Source organism: Rhodoferax sp. GT1R46 (assembly GCF_056521285.1).
This window is the reverse complement of sequence record NZ_JBWMBC010000012.1, coordinates 25,794-40,554: the sequence shown is the minus strand read 5'-3', so window position 1 is coordinate 40,554 and position 14,761 is coordinate 25,794. Positions and strand designations below refer to the sequence as shown.

Here is a 14,761-nt window from a genome sequence, read left to right as displayed (position 1 = left end):
CAATTTCACCATGTTGACAACAAAGCAAATTCTAATCAGCGCGCTTGCCCTTGGCGCCAGTGTGCTGAATCTTTCCGGCTGCGGCCAAACCGGCCCACTGTATTTGCCTGCCACGGCCCAACCACCCAAGCCGTCAGCGCCTGTATCCCTACCAGCGCGCCCGCCACTCCCGTTTTCGGAATAGTCTCCCGTTTGCGCATTGACCGTTGCTGGACTTCGCCGCGCTTGGCAACAGGCGTTTTGCCATTTTCCCTGATCAAGCGGGGCCGTTCGGCTCAATCCCACACACCACATTTTGCTCTTATTTTTATAGCATTACACGCAGTGTGATCGGGGGCTAGATGGCTTTTTTTCTAAATTTTTGATTGACTCTCCAGCCAAGCAAAACACCAAGAACCAGCGCATACACTGCGACTTCGGTAAAATTGTTCTTGCCAGCGCGCATCCAGAAGAAATGCACCACGGCCAGCACGGCGACGGCGTAGACCGAACGGTGTAGCATCTGCCACCGACGCGCACCCAGCGCCCGAATGGCCCGGTTGAACGACGTCAAGGCCAACGGGGTCAAGAGCACCAACGACAAGAATCCGACCAAGATGAACGGCCGCTTGGGGATGTCCTTGGCAATAGCGCCCAGGTCAAAGCCCATGTCGAACCAGCTGTAGGCGGCAAAGTGTAAAAGCGCGTAGAAATAGACAAATAGCCCGAGCATGCGACGAAAGCGGGCCAAGGTTGGCAAGCGGGCTATCGTGCGCAATGGCGTTACCGCTAACACGAGGCAGAGCATGCGCAGAGTCCAGTCACCGGTGGAGCGCTCCAGCGCCTCCGCTGGATTGGCCCCGAGCCAGTCCAATGCTGCGGCCAAGACCAACCAGAGAAAGGGCAGCAATGCCAGAACGAAGACCATGGGTTTGGCCAGGCGACTGCCCAGCCATTGGTTCAGGGACGCACGCACAGCGGGTTCAGTACAACTTCTTCAGGTCCATACCGGCGTACAACTGCCCTACTTGCGCTTCATATCCATTGAACATCAAAGTCTTGCGCTTTTTCGCAAACAACCCGTCTTCGCCAATTCGCCGCTCGGTGGCCTGACTCCAGCGCGGGTGGTCCACATCCGGATTGACATTGGAAAAGAAACCGTATTCATTGGCCGCAGCCTTGTTCCAAGCCGTAGCGGGCTGCTTGTCGGTGAATCGTATCTTGACAATGCTTTTGCCACTTTTGAACCCGTATTTCCATGGCACTACAAGACGCACCGGGGCACCACTCTGGTTGGGCAGCACCTCGCCATACATGCCAAACGTCAGCAAGGTCAAAGGGTGCATGGCCTCGTCCAGCCGCAGCCCCTCGACATAGGGCCAATCGAGGACCCGGGAACCCACGAACGGCATGGTCTTGGGGTCAGCCAGGGTCACAAATTCGACGTATTTGGCACTACCCAGAGGCTCGACCCGCTTGATCAACTCAGCCAGCGAATAGCCTACCCACGGCACGACCATAGACCAACCCTCGACACAGCGCAAGCGGTAAATGCGCTCTTCCATCGCACTGAGCTTGAGCAGTTCCTCAAGGCCCAGCTTGCCGGGCTTCTTCACCAAGCCCTCAATCTCGACCGTCCAGGGACTGGTCTTCAGCGTATGCGCGTTCACTGCAGGGTCTGCCTTGTCGGTGCCAAACTCATAAAAGTTGTTGTAGGTGCTGGCGTCCTTGTAAGCGGTCACCTTCTCCATGGTTGCGGCTCCAGCCACTGCCGACTGCCTTGCCGCCAGGACGGGGAGCTTGCCGGGCCGCGGTACCGGACCTGCACCCTGGGCAAGCGCCTGGCGGGATGCCCAAGTCGCCATTGCCGACCCAGCGGCACCCGTCGCGATCAGTTTCAAAATGCCACGCCTATTCTCATAGAAGCCGCGGTCGGTAATCTCGCTCGCTGTGGTGTGGTTAAACCCGTTACGTTGGTCTTTGATAAGCATGCTGAAGTCCTCGTTTAAGTGTTGGTCGTCTGAGGAGCGCCGTTCTTACAAGGTTCCGTAACTATGCAACCCGCTCAGAAACATGTTGACGCCAATAAATGCAAACGTGGTGACAGCCAACCCACCCAACGCCCACCATGCCGCCACCGTGCCGCGCAAGCCCTTCATCAGGCGCATGTGCAACCAGGCTGCGTAGTTGAGCCACACGATCAGCGCCCAGGTCTCCTTGGGATCCCAACTCCAGTAGCCACCCCAAGCCTCGGCCGCCCACAAGGCCCCCAGAACCGTGGCGATAGTGAAGAAGGCAAAGCCAACCGCAATGGATTTGTACATCACATCATCGAGTACCTCGAACGAAGGCAAGCGCTCGGCGAGACGCCGCCGCCCAAACAAAATACTCGCAACAATCAAGGCGGAAATACCAAAATAAACGGCCCAGTAATCACTCATGCCCAGAACCGCTGATTTGCGAAACACCACGGGTTCAAAACACAATACAACGCCGAGTAGCCACAGTGGTGCCAGCTTGTACCAACGCGCCTCGCCGGCCTGCTGTTTGATAAGGTAGGCAAACGCCACCATGGCCGAAAGGGCAAACGTACCGTAACCAATAAAGTTGGCTGGCACGTGCAGCTTCATCCACCAACTCTTCAATGCGGGAACCAGCGGTTGTATTTCATGCGCCTGGCGCACCAGCGTGTACCACAGCAAAAATCCAACTGCAGCGCTCACGACCAGCATGACGAATGCACCCAGGGCGCGGGTTTTGTATTGCGCCTCAAAATACAAATAGAACGCAGCCGTGAGCCAGCAAAACAAAACGAATACTTCGTACAGATTACTCACCGGGATATGGCCAATATCTGCTCCCAGCAGGTAGCTTTCATACCAGCGCACCATGGTGCCGACCAGAGCCATGGTGACGGCAACCCACAAGAGGCGTGACGCAACCAGTTCCATCCCATCCGCACGGCCTTTGGCGAAAACGCCAATCCAGTAAAACGCAGTGCTGATGAAGAACAGCATGCTCATCCAGAGAATTGCCGACTGGCTGGAGAGGAAATACTTGAGCCAGAAAACCGTCTCTGCACGCTCCAGATTACCCTGGTACGACAGGATGCCAAACAATGACAGGGCGGCAACGGCCAGCATCAAAATCCGAAGGGGTCGCCAGAACCATCCAAGAGCGATCGCACTCGGCATTGCGGCCATAAGAATTCCTTTCTCATAGACGTCCATCGCACCGCCATAAATCGAAAAAACATACAGACCACCACACACCACCGAAGCGGCAAACAACCAGTCCAGCCAATTGCGTTTCGAAAAATAACCCTCGTTCAGCGAGATGTTCTGGACCGCGGCGGGGCTATTGGATGTCATCGTATTCATGTCTCTACTCCTTCAAGCCCAGCAATTTGGACTTCAGTTGTTCAAATTCTCGATCCCCATCCATCGTTTTACGATTGGTGGAGAGGGCCATCGTGGCTTGTGCCGCGGGGTTCGGCGCAGACTCTGTCGACTCACTGGGTGACAGCCATACCCACAAACGCCGTTCACGAACATACAGCATGGCAAATATCCCCAGAATGAGTAAGGCGCACCCTAGATAGACCACCGTTTTCCCGGGAGCACGTGCAACCTGAAACACGCTGGCTTGAACCTGCGTGAAGTCCGTCAACTGCAAGACTACCGGCGCAGGGTAGAGAGGAGCGTCACTCAAAGCCAGAACCGCCAACGTCATAAAGGCCTGACTTTTGTCGTCAGGCACCATGGGTTTCAGCCCGGCCTCTTCGTGTGCAAGCTGGGCCAACTCAAAAAGCGACCCATTCAAAATCCGGACCAGAACTTCCCCGGCCTTGTCCCGCTCGGATTCGGGCACATTGGCTTCAATGAAATCCGCAACCGCCTGCAAACCAGCGGTTGGCGCTGACGTCTTGCTTCCACTGGTTCCCGCAAAAAGGGACAGGGCCCGGGCGGCTGACACGCTGAGCTGCTGGGTTAATTCCGGACGTTTGGCATCCACCGCTTTACTGGCGTACCGTTTCACGGCCAAGTCGCGCATGCGGGCATCAGACAGCGCTGCGCGTAGCCGCAAGAACTCATCCATGGAGCCCTGCGCGTCAGCAGGAATGCGCAAATAGCGGAATGGTTGCGCCGGGGTGTCACGCGTCCCTAGCAAGAAAATCGGCGCGCCATCGCCCATATCCACGGGAAGCATGTAGTTATTGAACTCACGGGCCTGTCCGGCCGCATCACGCAGCTTGTAACTCACGCTGGGGCCAACATTGCGCAGATTTTTCTTGTTGGCATTTTTGTTGGCAGCACCCATGCGGGCATCAATGGACGCTCGCAGATCCACCTTGCGAACATCGGTCCCGGAAAGCCCATCACCACTAAAATTTTCCACGTTGATGACACGCAGGCCTGTGTACTCCACGGTCAGTTGCTCAGCACCCGGTGCGTTTCCACGCGTCAGATTTGCGGATCCGCCGATGACCCCCTCCAGTTCAAAGGGTTTGGTTTCCGCCCCCATGGGCACGGCACGCAGACGCACAGTGGAGCCACCATCATCGAAACTCGATTGGTAGATTTCAATGCCCTTGTAGCTCGCAGGATGGTTCACTTCCACGCGAGCCGGCAATTTTTCGCCCGTCTCCTTGTCATGTATCACGATGTCGCTGGCAAACAATTTGGGCATTCCCGTGGAGTAGTACTCCACCACAAACTTCTTCAATTCGATGGCAAATGGCAGTTCCTGCAACAAAATTCCATCTGCCTGATTCAGAATAGCCGTGCTGGACTGGGTACCTTCCGCCACCAGCAAGTTTCCACGAAACGTCGGATTGCGTTCACCCAAACGATGCTCGGGTGCCACGTCCACGATCATCCCGCCGCCCTTGTAGGGCGTCTTCCCGTTGAACAGCATTTGCGCGCGGACAATCAGGTCGCCGTCCAGTAGTCCACCAAGGCACACGAGGACAATCGCACTGTGTGCAGCGATGTAGCCAATTTTATTGACTCCCCCCGCCTTGGCCGCCACCATCCAACCGCCGCCCTTCGCCGTTTCACGCTGCTGAAGCTTGACCTTCCAGCCACCGCCGACCAGCAACTGCCCAATCCGGCGCGCCGCGGTCTCGGGAGACTCCTCCAGCACGACCTGTGCCCGGTGACCAAACGCCTTGAGGCTTTGTTCGCGGATGTTTTCCTTGTACGACTTGAGGTCTACCAGTATTTTGGGCGTGTTGCGGGCCACGCACAGCGACGTGCTGACCACCAGAAAGCCCATGATGAGAAGAAACCACCAGGCGCTATAGACGTTGTACAAACTGACCGCAGAAAACACCTCCGCCCAGAACGGGCCAAACTGGTTGACGTAATTGCCCAACGGCTCACGCTGCTTGAGCACCGTACCGATCACCGAAGCAATGCAAATGACGGTCAACAGTGAGATTGAAAACCGCATGGAAGACAGCAGTTCCACCGACGCACGCAGGGCGCGCGATCCGGACTTCAGTTCAATGCCGTGTGTAGTGACTGTCATGAATAGGATTCGGGAGACTCAAAGAAAAAAGGGCAGACCATCCTGCGATGCGTCCGCCCCGATTAGGGTGTGCCGCCGTCGTTTGGTTCCATAAAGAACCAAATAGCGGCAAAGGTATTACCGCAGTCCGGCCACGTAATCCGACACTGCCTTGATTTCACGGTCATTCAGCTTGGCCGCCACCTGGGTCATTTGCTGACTGTTCTTGCGCACGCCGTCGCGAAATGCCGTCAACTGCGCGACGGCGTAGTCCGCATGCTGGCCACTCAGACGAGGATACTGCGCGGGAATGCCTGCGCCCGTAGGGCTGTGGCAACCAGCGCATGCGGGAACCTGGCGGTCAGCAATACCACCCCGATAAATACGCTCACCCAGAGTCACCAGGCTCTTGTCGCTGGCGTAACCAGTCTTGGCCTTCTTCGAAGTCACCCAAAACGCGATGTTTTTCATATCTTCATCAGAAAGCGCGGAGGCGAAGCCTTTCATGATGGCGTTGTTGCGCTTGTCAGATTTAAACTCCTGCAACTGCTTGACCAGATATTCGGGGTGCTGCTGCGCGAGTTTGGGATAGGCCGGCGTTCCGGAGTTCCCATCCACACCGTGGCATGCAGCGCACACAGCGCCATAGCTTGCCTCGCCCTTCACCAGATCCGGCTTGACTACCTTGGCAACGACTGCCTCGGAGTGAGCAGCAGGCGCGGGTACGGCGTCCGCAGCAAGAACTAAGAATGGTGCCGCAACGGCAGATGCGGCGAATAGTAATTGGGCAATCAACTTCATATGGCTGTCGTGTTTGGTGAGCAAAACAGCATCATTCTACAATGGAGGCTCGGGTCCCCCGCCTAAATTAATGACTACCAACACAAACCCACCCTCTGTTTCTCATCCGGCGCCTGCATCAGGCCCCGCTGAAAAGTCTCCAGCAACTATTGCTTTGGGCTGGCTGCACACAGCCAAATTTTTGACCACTGCGCCAGAATTGCACTTTCTGCCGCCGCTGGATTTACCTGAAATCGCCTTTGTCGGTCGATCCAATGCCGGCAAATCCACTTGCATCAACACGCTGACGCAACAAAAACAACTGGCCTACGCGTCCAAGAAACCCGGACGAACCCAGCACATCAACCTGTTCAGCCTGGGCAAACAGGGCATCACGGACGCCATCCTGACCGACCTACCCGGTTATGGCTATGCGGCAGTGCCCAAGCAGGACAAGATCCGCTGGCAGCAAGTGATGGCCAACTACCTGATTACGCGCAAGAACCTGATGGGCATTGTGCTGATGTGCGATCCCCGCCACGGCCTGACCGAGCTGGACGAGATCCTTCTGGACGTCATCCGTCCACGGGTGCAGGAAGGTTTGAAATTCCTGATCATCTTGACCAAATCGGACAAATTGACCCGTAGCGAAGGCGCCAAAGTGCTGTCCATCACCAAACTGCAGGCCGGCGGAGGTGAAGTCATGCTGTTTTCGGCCACCAAACGCAAAGGGGTCGATGACGTAGCCCAACTGTTGTGGAAGTGGGCGCACCCACACGGTGCAACGCCACCGACTCAGGCTGCAGATCCTGCGCCAGCGCCAGCGCCAGCTTCAGATCCAGACTCAGCCCCGTGATTGAAGCTTACCTGCAACCGCTCCCGCACGGGATCACATTGAGTTGCAGGGCCGCAGGCTCCCGCGGACGGCCCGTACTTTTCTTCCTGCACGGATTCCCCGAAGGCGCGTTCATTTGGGACGAAATACTCGAGTATTTCGCAAAAGACAAAAATGGTGGTTACCGGTGTGTCGCACCCAATTTGCGGGGGTTCGAACGATCCTCCGCTCCGCCAGAAGTCTCCGCGTATCGACCCAAGCATTTGGTGCAGGACATTGCCGCGCTCGTGTTTATAGAGACGCAGGGGGCAGAAGCACTGGAGTGTCTGGTCTCACATGACTGGGGTGGTGCTGTTGCATGGAATTTCGCCAACCAGCTCCCGCATCTCACCCGAAAACTGGCAATCATCAACTCGCCGCATCCGGGAACATTCCTGCGGGAACTCAAAACCAATCCGGTCCAGCAGCGTGCCAGCGCCTACATGAACTTTCTGATCCGCGAGGACGCAGAACAACGATTGGTTGAAGACGATTACCGCATGCTGTGGTCGTTTCTGACGGACATGTTCGGGGCTGGGCACAGCACGAAGTGGCTGACAGATGCGGTGAAAATGCAATACCGCGAGGTGTGGGGCTGCGGCATGCATGGCGGCTGCAACTACTACCGGTCCTCACCCCTGAGACCGCCTCGTCCTGAAGATCCGGCCGCCGCGGCAGTTGACTTGCCGCCAAGCATGCTGACGATTTCCATGCCCACGCAAGTGATATGGGGCATGGATGACAAGGCACTACCCCCCGATTTGATCGAAGGCCTTGCAGAATTCGTGCCGCATCTGACGATTCACAAAATACCGGGCGCCACGCACTGGATCCTTCACGAGGAGCCTGCCTTGGTGACGCAACTGCTCCAGCAATTCCTGCAATCAAAACCAGACTAAAGTCGCGTGCAATTGCGCGCCAGGCGGCGACTTTCAATACGGCGCCGGCACCCCGTCTGGCTGATCCTTGAAGCGCTTGTGCACCCAGTAATACTGCGAAGGCATGGTGTCAATGTAGCCCTGCAGACGCAGATTCATCAGCGCTGTGTCTGCAATTGGATCGTCACTCGGAAAATTCTCCCAGGCGGGCATCACCTCAATTTCATACCCCGCATCGGTCATGCGCGAAACCACAGGAACCACCTGGGCCCGGCCCAGCCTGGCAAACCGCGACAGCGATGGAACGGTGGCCGCCTGCACACCATAAAAAGGCACAAAGACCGACTCATTGCGGCCAAAATTCATGTCCGGCAGCAAATACAAGAGATCACCGGCGCGCAAGGCGGAGACGACGGCCTTGACGCCGTCATTCCGGTGGAACAGGCGCAATTGACCAAAACGCCTGCGTCCGTCATGCAACCACTGGTCTACCGTCTGGTTGCGCTGCGGCGTGTAGATGCTGCACATGGGCCGATCGACCTGCTGGTTGAGCGCGGTTCCACCCGCGTCGAGCCCGTAGAAATGCGGCGCGAAGATGATCGTTGGCTTGCGGCCTTCCAGCACAGACAAAGCCCCTTTGAGCTTCAGACGCTTGCGCACGGTGTCAGGGTTGCCATGCCAGAGCCAGGACCGGTCGAGCCACGCTTGTGCGAAGTACACGAAAGTCTGGCGCGCCCAGCGACGACGCTGTGCCGGGGGCTCCTGCGGAAAACACAGCGCCAGATTGATCATCGCCACCCGGCGGCGCGGGACGGCCACCCAGTACAGCAAATACCCGAGCAGCGTACCAATTGCCCGGACCCAAGCTAGAGGCAGCGGGGCGATCAGCCGCATAAAGAGAACACCCGGATGCTGCATCAAAGGCCTTCCTGGCGTGGTTGTTTGTACCGCGCATAAGGCCACAGATACTGCTGCGGACAATGGGCTATCAGTTGCTCCATGGCCTGATTGATGCGGATTGCTGCCTGCTCGGCATTCGCCGGCAGTGCTTCCCTCAAAGGCATGACATGAACCTTGAAACCGCGTCCCCAACTCATGCGTTCACCCCAAGCCACCAGCACCACTGCCCCCGTCTGTTGGGCCAATCTTGCGGACAGCGTCATGGTGTAGGCGGGCCGGCCAAAGAACGGGGCCCAGACACCCAGCCCGTGCGGCGGCACCTGATCGGGCAACAAACCCACGGACTCGCCATGGCGCAATGCCTTGAGCAGTTGCTTGACTCCAGCCATCGTAGTGGGTGCAGTCTTCAAGTTGGGGCGCGAGCGCGCCGAAGCAATGAGATCGCGCAACCACGGCTGGCGGGCTGGCCGAAACAGCACGGTCATCGGCTGGCGCGCCCCAAAGCGCTGTGCATACGCTTGGGCGGTGATCTCGAAGCTGCCGAGATGGGGCGCTAAAAACACAATACCCCGCTTTTGGGCCAGTGCCTCCTCGACATGCGGCGCACCATCCCACTGAATCCTGACGGGCCTTCCCAACCACAGGCGAGGAAGTTCACTTACCAACTGTCCGGCTGCGCCCACCGCCGGCATCCAGTCGGCGAGCGAAAACCCGGCTTGCAACACATTCGCACGAAAACGTTGCCGATAAACCGGCGACGCCAAGAACGCAATCCAGCCCAGCAACCAGCCCAAACCGTGCAGAAGCCACAACGGCAGGAAGGACAGCATTTTGAACAGTGGGGTCATGTCTGGGATAAAATTATGCGTGTCGCTGAGTTACGGAACTACTTGCAGGGCGACGCCCACTCTGGCTTTCTTCAACGGAATGCCATTGTGCCTTGTCAATATTGACAATATTGACAATTCTGCTAAAGCGTTCGCCGAAGCTCCAAAGCCCAAGCAACGCGACTTGATGTTTTCTTGGAGTACACACACATGGCGAGCGATTTCCTCTTCACATCCGAGTCTGTTTCTGAAGGTCACCCCGACAAGGTGGCGGATCAGATTTCGGACGCAATTCTTGACGCGATTTTCAAACAGGATCCGCGTTCGCGCGTCGCCGCTGAAACCCTGACCAACACCGGTCTGGTGGTACTGGCCGGCGAGATCACCACCAACGCGCATGTGGACTACATACAGGTTGCGCGTGACACCATCAAGCGCATCGGTTACGACAACACTGAATACGGCATTGACTACAAAGGCTGCGCCGTGCTGGTGGCTTACGACAAGCAAAGCAACGACATCGCCCAGGGCGTGGACCACGCATCGGACGACCACCTGAACATTGGTGCTGGCGACCAAGGCCTGATGTTCGGCTACGCCTGCAATGAGACGCCCGAACTGATGCCTGCGCCTATTTACTATGCGCACCGCCTGATGGAACGCCAGGCCCAACTACGCAAGGATGGCCGCCTGCCGTTTCTGCGCCCGGACGCCAAAAGCCAGGTGACGATGCGCTATGTGAATGGCAAGCCCCACAGCATCGACACCGTGGTGCTGTCCACCCAGCACAGCCCGGACCAGTCCGAGACCCAGCACACCATGAAGGCGAGCTTCACTGAAGCCATCATCGAAGAAATCATCAAGCCGGTGCTGCCAAAAGAATGGCTGCAAAACACCCGTTACCTGATCAACCCCACCGGTCGTTTCGTCATCGGCGGTCCGCAGGGCGATTGCGGCCTGACGGGCCGCAAGATCATTGTCGACACCTACGGCGGTGCCTGCCCCCACGGCGGCGGCGCCTTCTCAGGCAAAGACCCCAGCAAGGTTGATCGCTCGGCGGCCTACGCCGCACGCTACGTCGCCAAGAACATTGTGGCGGCCGGTCTGGCGACACAATGCCAGATTCAAGTGGCGTACGCCATTGGTGTTGCCAAGCCGATGAACGTGACGATATACACCGAAGGCACTGGCGTGATTTCTGACGAGAAAATCGCGGCCTTGGTCCACGAACTCTTTGACTTGCGCCCCAAAGGCATCATTCAGATGCTCGACCTGCTGCGCCCGATCTATGAAAAGACCGCCGCTTATGGCCACTTTGGCCGCGAAGAGCCCGAGTTCACCTGGGAACGCACCGACAAGGCGCAAGCCCTGCGCGCTGCCGCGGGTCTGTAATCGAGGACTGTTCACCCATGAAACTGCAGACACAACGTTTTATTGATCGCTGGGCAGGCCAGCTTCTGTGTGGCGTGGTGTCGCAGTGGGTGCGATTCACCAGTCTTTGGGGAACACCTGCCCGGCTTGCGAAAGAGCCGCGCCATATCTTGGTGATTCTGTTGTCCGAGATGGGCAGCATTGTGCTGGCGGGGCCCATGTTTGCGGCTTTGCGCCGCACCTACCCGACGGCGAAAATTCATGTCCTGCAGCTCAAGAAGAACCAGGAGGTTTCCAAACTGCTGCAACTGACCACGCCGGAGTGCATGCACAGTCTGGACGACAGCTCGGGCGGCTCCCTGGTGCGTGACATTCTCAAGGTGAGTGTCGCGATGCGCAGTTTGGGACTGGACGCGGTCATCGACTGCGAATTGTTTTCGCGCGTCAGCGCCCTGCTCTCCTTCTCCACCGGTGCCCCGGTGCGCGTCGGCTTTACACCGCACACCCAGGAAGGCCTGTACCGCGGCAGCTTTATCAACCACGCTATTCCCTACAACCCCTATCAGCACATCAGCAAACAGTTTTTATCGCTGGTGGATGCACTGGATTCGGCGGGCAGTGTGCCGCGCAACAAGGCCGCGCCCATTCGCAACACTCCGGTCACGACCGAACTCTCGGTCGCATTTGCCGATGGGGAGATTACGGCCTACCGCGACAAAGTGCAGTCGGACCACCCCGTCACCGCAAGCCGCAAGCTGGTGCTGATGTATGCCGGCGGCGGCATCCTGCCTGAACGCGCATGGCCGGCTAACCACTACGCACGGGTCGCACAAGGGCTATGCAGTGCGGGCTATGCGGTGGGACTGATTGGCCTGAAAGACGATGCGCAACTGGCCAAAGACCTCATCGACAAAATCCACAGCGAGGCATGCATTGATCTCACGGGATACACCCGCAGCATCCGCGAACTGCTGATGCTGTTCCATGCCGCCCATTTGTTGATCACCAACGACGGCGGCCCGGGTCACTTTGCCACGCTCACGCCCATACAGACCATGGTCTTCTTCGGACCCGAAACGGGCAAGCTGTATGGCCCGCTGGGCACGCGCAACAAGGTGCTTGAATCCGGCATTGCCTGCTCGCCATGTCTTTCCGCCTACAACCACCGTCTGACGTTTTGCGACGGTGACAACCAGTGCCTCAAACGCATTGCGCCCGACCCGGTGCTGGCCGATGCGCTGCAGTTTTTGAACGTCCCATGACACAAACCACCGGCTGGCAACAGCGCGCATTTAAGTTGATCGAATGGCTCAAAGGGTTTCGCTATATCAAGTTCGGACTGGTCGGGGCCAGCGGCACCGTGGTCAACATGGTGGTGCTGTACCTGGGGCAAGAGTTCCTGTTTCTGGGCATTGAATCTCCGCGCAGTCGCCTGTACGCATCCCTTGCGTTCGCCATTGCCCTGGCCACCATCAACAACTTTACCTGGAACCGCCTGTGGACTTGGGCTGACCGCATTCGCGAGTTTGCAGCGTTGAACGCCGCCAACGAGAGTCCTTCTTCGCGCGCATTGGTCAGCCAGTTTGGCAAATACACCCTGGCCTCCCTGCTGGGCATCGCCCTGCAATATGGGTTGACGCTCTGGCTCGCCCACGCCCTGCATTACCTGCTGGCCAATGTCATTGCCATCGTGATCGCCAGTGTCAGCAACTTTCTGGTCAACGACCGGTTAACCTTCCGCCGTCGCTAAAGTCCGCGTCGCTCCGAATCCATGAACCCGCTGCCAACGCCTGGCGACAGCCCATTGACCCAACGGGCATGGATGCTTTTGGTGCTGGTGGCCATGGGGGTTTACCTTTTTGGCCTGGGCGGCCCCTATGCCCCGACCAATGGCGATGAGATGGTGTACATCCATATCGCCCGCATGACGGCGGAATCAGGCCACTGGCTGCCGCTGCAGTCCGAGCTGATCGGCACACGCAACACCAAGCCACCTCTGCTGATCTGGCAGGCCATCGCGGCAGGCGATTGGGGTCAGCAATGGTCCCTATTTGCGCTGCGCCTGCCCAGCGTCATCTACACTTTTCTGACCACCGCCCTGCTGGCGTTCTTCACCCACCGCATCAGTGGGCGCTTGCGTACAGCGTGCCTGGCGGCAGCGCTGTATCTTCTGTTTTTTTCCACTTTCCGTTATGGCCGGGTGTATTTGACGTCCGCGCCAGAGACCTTCTGGCTGGCGCTGCCCCTGTGGTGGGTTCTGTGGCTGCAACTGCGTGGCAGTGGCCCGCGGACTTTAGGGTTTTGGGCCTACACGCTGTTTGGCATGGCGGTCGGTCTGGGTTGCGCCTACAAATCATTTGCCCTGGCCGCGCCCGCGGCGGCCGCACTGTGGTGCGCCGTCTTGCTGATCGAGCGCCCCTTGCGCTGGCCTTTTGCCTTCAAAACGACGCTGGGCGTGACCTGGAGCACCGTCATCGCCGTGGGCATATTTGCCCTGTGGTTTGTGCTGGATCCCGACCCTTCTGCAGTGTGGCAGGAGTTTGTGGTGGCCGAGAATGCCGGCAAGATGTCGGGCGGGCAAGGCTATTGGCACGCGGCACTGTTTGGTGCCTACCCGATGTGGACGCAGCTCCTGGCCTACCCGGAAAACGCAGGCCTGCTGTTTTTTGCGGTGCTGGGGCTTGGCTGGGTGGGCCTGGCGCGCGCCTTCAAGCGCGCAAGCTATGCGCAGCTCTCCCCTGCCCTGTGGATTCTGCTGGCCTGGCTGGCGGTGTGGCTGATCGTCTTCACCATTCCCAGCCAACGCTCGGCACGCTATGTGATTCCAGCCATGCCGGCACTGGCCATCGTCATGGCACTGGCATGGGAGAAGATTCCCAAACCCGGTTTCTGGATCACCCTCGTTATCGCAGTGCCCGCACTCGTCATGCTGGCGCGCATCGGCTGGGTCATGGGTGAAATGCAGATTGCGACCCCCATCCAAACCGCTATGACTTTGATAGCTGCCTGCGCAGGTTTGACGGGGGCTATCGCCGGATTTTTGCATAAACAGTGGTGTCGAGCGGCCACGCTGGTGGCCTGCCTGGCCTTGTACGCGACCTTCGGCCTGATGGTCGAACCCTTGAGCACTTCCGGCGCCCACTACAGCGCCGCAGTGCAAAGCCAGCTGCAGGGCAAGCGCGTTGCGGTACCCAACGGATTCACAGGCCAATATGAGCGTTTTCACTTTGTGCTCCCGGGCGCACATATCACCCCCTTTGATGCCGAGGGACGCAACACGGGAGCGCTCGCACCCGAGATGCCACCGGTCGAGCGCCTGGCCTACCTGCTAGACCAATTCGACGCCGTGGTGTGGCTCCAGGACAGCCTGGACCAGCCAGAACCCAGCTGTGTGCCCCAATGCCGGCTGATAGGCTCGCGCTGGCATGTCAAAAGCCGACACAAGGAAGGTGAAGTCACCCAGGAGAATCTCTGGTACCCGCAGGAGTGGTTGTTTCGGCACGAGTGGCTGGTCATCAAAACAACCCCGGCAGAGGGCTGAGTTTTCATCGGTTTTTTGATAATACGCAAAGCGTTTCGCGCGCGTTTTCCCCATAGTGCATTTCTCGGCAGGGCCTTATGGCAATGGTTGCGGTAAGTCC

The 14,761-nt window shown here is 58.1% G+C and carries 14 protein-coding genes; 7 read left to right on the top strand and 7 right to left on the bottom strand.

Features of this window, described 5'->3' with window-relative positions:
* The first annotated feature begins 10 nt into the window (after positions 1 to 10).
* A complete protein-coding gene (gene lptM / locus AC097W_RS19670) occupies positions 11 to 184 on the top strand; it encodes an LPS translocon maturation chaperone LptM (protein WP_479604334.1) in 174 nt (57 codons plus the stop codon).
* 153 nt (positions 185 to 337) lie between these two features.
* On the opposite strand, the gene AC097W_RS19665 is transcribed toward lptM, so the two are convergent.
* The 5 genes from AC097W_RS19665 to AC097W_RS19645 form a co-directional block, all read right to left on the bottom strand.
* Positions 338 to 907, bottom strand: coding sequence for a protein-methionine-sulfoxide reductase heme-binding subunit MsrQ (locus tag AC097W_RS19665; RefSeq protein ID WP_479604367.1), 570 nt, complete (start codon positions 905 to 907; stop codon positions 338 to 340).
* 55 nt (positions 908 to 962) lie between these two features.
* Positions 963 to 1,970, bottom strand: a complete 1,008-nt coding sequence (gene msrP / locus AC097W_RS19660; protein WP_479604333.1) for a protein-methionine-sulfoxide reductase catalytic subunit MsrP — start codon at positions 1,968 to 1,970, stop codon at positions 963 to 965.
* A gap of 45 nt (positions 1,971 to 2,015) precedes the next feature.
* Positions 2,016 to 3,359 carry a c-type cytochrome biogenesis protein CcsB gene (ccsB, locus tag AC097W_RS19655; RefSeq protein WP_479604332.1) on the bottom strand — a complete coding sequence of 448 codons (1,344 nt, stop codon included), beginning with the start codon at positions 3,357 to 3,359 and terminating at the stop codon, positions 2,016 to 2,018.
* Positions 3,360 to 3,363: 4 nt separating this feature from the next.
* Positions 3,364 to 5,511 carry a cytochrome c biogenesis protein ResB gene (locus AC097W_RS19650; RefSeq protein ID WP_479604331.1) on the bottom strand — a complete coding sequence of 716 codons (2,148 nt, stop codon included), beginning with the start codon at positions 5,509 to 5,511 and terminating at the stop codon, positions 3,364 to 3,366.
* Positions 5,512 to 5,628: 117 nt separating this feature from the next.
* Positions 5,629 to 6,291, bottom strand: coding sequence for a c-type cytochrome (locus AC097W_RS19645; RefSeq protein ID WP_479604330.1), 663 nt, complete (start codon positions 6,289 to 6,291; stop codon positions 5,629 to 5,631).
* A gap of 70 nt (positions 6,292 to 6,361) precedes the next feature.
* On the opposite strand from AC097W_RS19645, the gene yihA reads away from it, so the two are divergent.
* The gene (gene yihA / locus AC097W_RS19640) at positions 6,362 to 7,126 is read left to right on the top strand and encodes a ribosome biogenesis GTP-binding protein YihA/YsxC (protein ID WP_479604329.1); all 765 of its coding nucleotides are present in this window, start codon (positions 6,362 to 6,364) and stop codon (positions 7,124 to 7,126) included.
* Entirely contained in the window at positions 7,123 to 8,043 is a 921-nt protein-coding gene (locus tag AC097W_RS19635; RefSeq protein ID WP_479604328.1) for an alpha/beta fold hydrolase, read from the top strand. Before yihA ends, AC097W_RS19635 begins: the two co-directional genes overlap by 4 nt.
* 33 nt (positions 8,044 to 8,076) lie before the next feature.
* Here AC097W_RS19635 and AC097W_RS19630 read toward each other — a convergent pair whose 3' ends face one another.
* On the bottom strand, positions 8,077 to 8,916 hold the full coding sequence (locus AC097W_RS19630; RefSeq protein ID WP_479604327.1) for a lysophospholipid acyltransferase family protein: 840 nt from the start codon (positions 8,914 to 8,916) through the stop codon (positions 8,077 to 8,079).
* A 23-nt stretch (positions 8,917 to 8,939) separates the two neighbouring features.
* A complete protein-coding gene (locus tag AC097W_RS19625) occupies positions 8,940 to 9,770 on the bottom strand; it encodes a lysophospholipid acyltransferase family protein (RefSeq protein WP_479604326.1) in 831 nt (276 codons plus the stop codon).
* Positions 9,771 to 9,959: 189 nt separating this feature from the next.
* On the opposite strand from AC097W_RS19625, the gene metK reads away from it, so the two are divergent.
* The 4 genes from metK to AC097W_RS19605 are packed head-to-tail and all read left to right on the top strand — an operon-like array spanning position 9,960 to position 14,661.
* Positions 9,960 to 11,141: a methionine adenosyltransferase gene (metK, locus tag AC097W_RS19620; RefSeq protein WP_479604325.1), complete on the top strand. Its 1,182-nt coding sequence runs from the start codon at positions 9,960 to 9,962 to the stop codon at positions 11,139 to 11,141.
* A 17-nt stretch (positions 11,142 to 11,158) separates the two neighbouring features.
* Positions 11,159 to 12,382 (top strand): glycosyltransferase family 9 protein, encoded by a 1,224-nt coding sequence (locus AC097W_RS19615; RefSeq protein WP_479604324.1) that lies wholly within the window; start codon positions 11,159 to 11,161, stop codon positions 12,380 to 12,382.
* Positions 12,379 to 12,870 (top strand): GtrA family protein, encoded by a 492-nt coding sequence (locus AC097W_RS19610; protein WP_479604323.1) that lies wholly within the window; start codon positions 12,379 to 12,381, stop codon positions 12,868 to 12,870. The genes AC097W_RS19615 and AC097W_RS19610 overlap by 4 nt, the downstream gene beginning before the upstream one ends.
* A 21-nt stretch (positions 12,871 to 12,891) precedes the next feature.
* Positions 12,892 to 14,661, top strand: a complete 1,770-nt coding sequence (locus AC097W_RS19605) for an ArnT family glycosyltransferase (RefSeq protein WP_479604322.1) — start codon at positions 12,892 to 12,894, stop codon at positions 14,659 to 14,661.
* Positions 14,662 to 14,761: the final 100 nt, after the last annotated feature.

Excerpts from the sequence above, each read along its gene's own strand:
- AC097W_RS19650 (WP_479604331.1), bottom strand. The coding sequence starts at position 5,511 with ATGACAGTCACTACACACGGCATTGAACTGAAGTCCGGATCGCGCGCC.
- msrP (WP_479604333.1), bottom strand. The coding sequence starts at position 1,970 with ATGCTTATCAAAGACCAACGTAACGGGTTTAACCACACCACAGCGAGC.
- yihA (WP_479604329.1), top strand. The coding sequence starts at position 6,362 with ATGACTACCAACACAAACCCACCCTCTGTTTCTCATCCGGCGCCTGCA.
- AC097W_RS19610 (WP_479604323.1), top strand. The coding sequence starts at position 12,379 with ATGACACAAACCACCGGCTGGCAACAGCGCGCATTTAAGTTGATCGAA.
- lptM (WP_479604334.1), top strand. The coding sequence starts at position 11 with ATGTTGACAACAAAGCAAATTCTAATCAGCGCGCTTGCCCTTGGCGCC.
- AC097W_RS19665 (WP_479604367.1), bottom strand. The coding sequence starts at position 907 with ATGGTCTTCGTTCTGGCATTGCTGCCCTTTCTCTGGTTGGTCTTGGCC.
- AC097W_RS19605 (WP_479604322.1), top strand. The coding sequence starts at position 12,892 with ATGAACCCGCTGCCAACGCCTGGCGACAGCCCATTGACCCAACGGGCA.
- metK (WP_479604325.1), top strand. The coding sequence starts at position 9,960 with ATGGCGAGCGATTTCCTCTTCACATCCGAGTCTGTTTCTGAAGGTCAC.
- AC097W_RS19625 (WP_479604326.1), bottom strand. The coding sequence starts at position 9,770 with ATGACCCCACTGTTCAAAATGCTGTCCTTCCTGCCGTTGTGGCTTCTG.
- ccsB (WP_479604332.1), bottom strand. The coding sequence starts at position 3,359 with ATGAATACGATGACATCCAATAGCCCCGCCGCGGTCCAGAACATCTCG.
- AC097W_RS19615 (WP_479604324.1), top strand. The coding sequence starts at position 11,159 with ATGAAACTGCAGACACAACGTTTTATTGATCGCTGGGCAGGCCAGCTT.
- AC097W_RS19645 (WP_479604330.1), bottom strand. The coding sequence starts at position 6,291 with ATGAAGTTGATTGCCCAATTACTATTCGCCGCATCTGCCGTTGCGGCA.
- AC097W_RS19630 (WP_479604327.1), bottom strand. The coding sequence starts at position 8,916 with ATGCGGCTGATCGCCCCGCTGCCTCTAGCTTGGGTCCGGGCAATTGGT.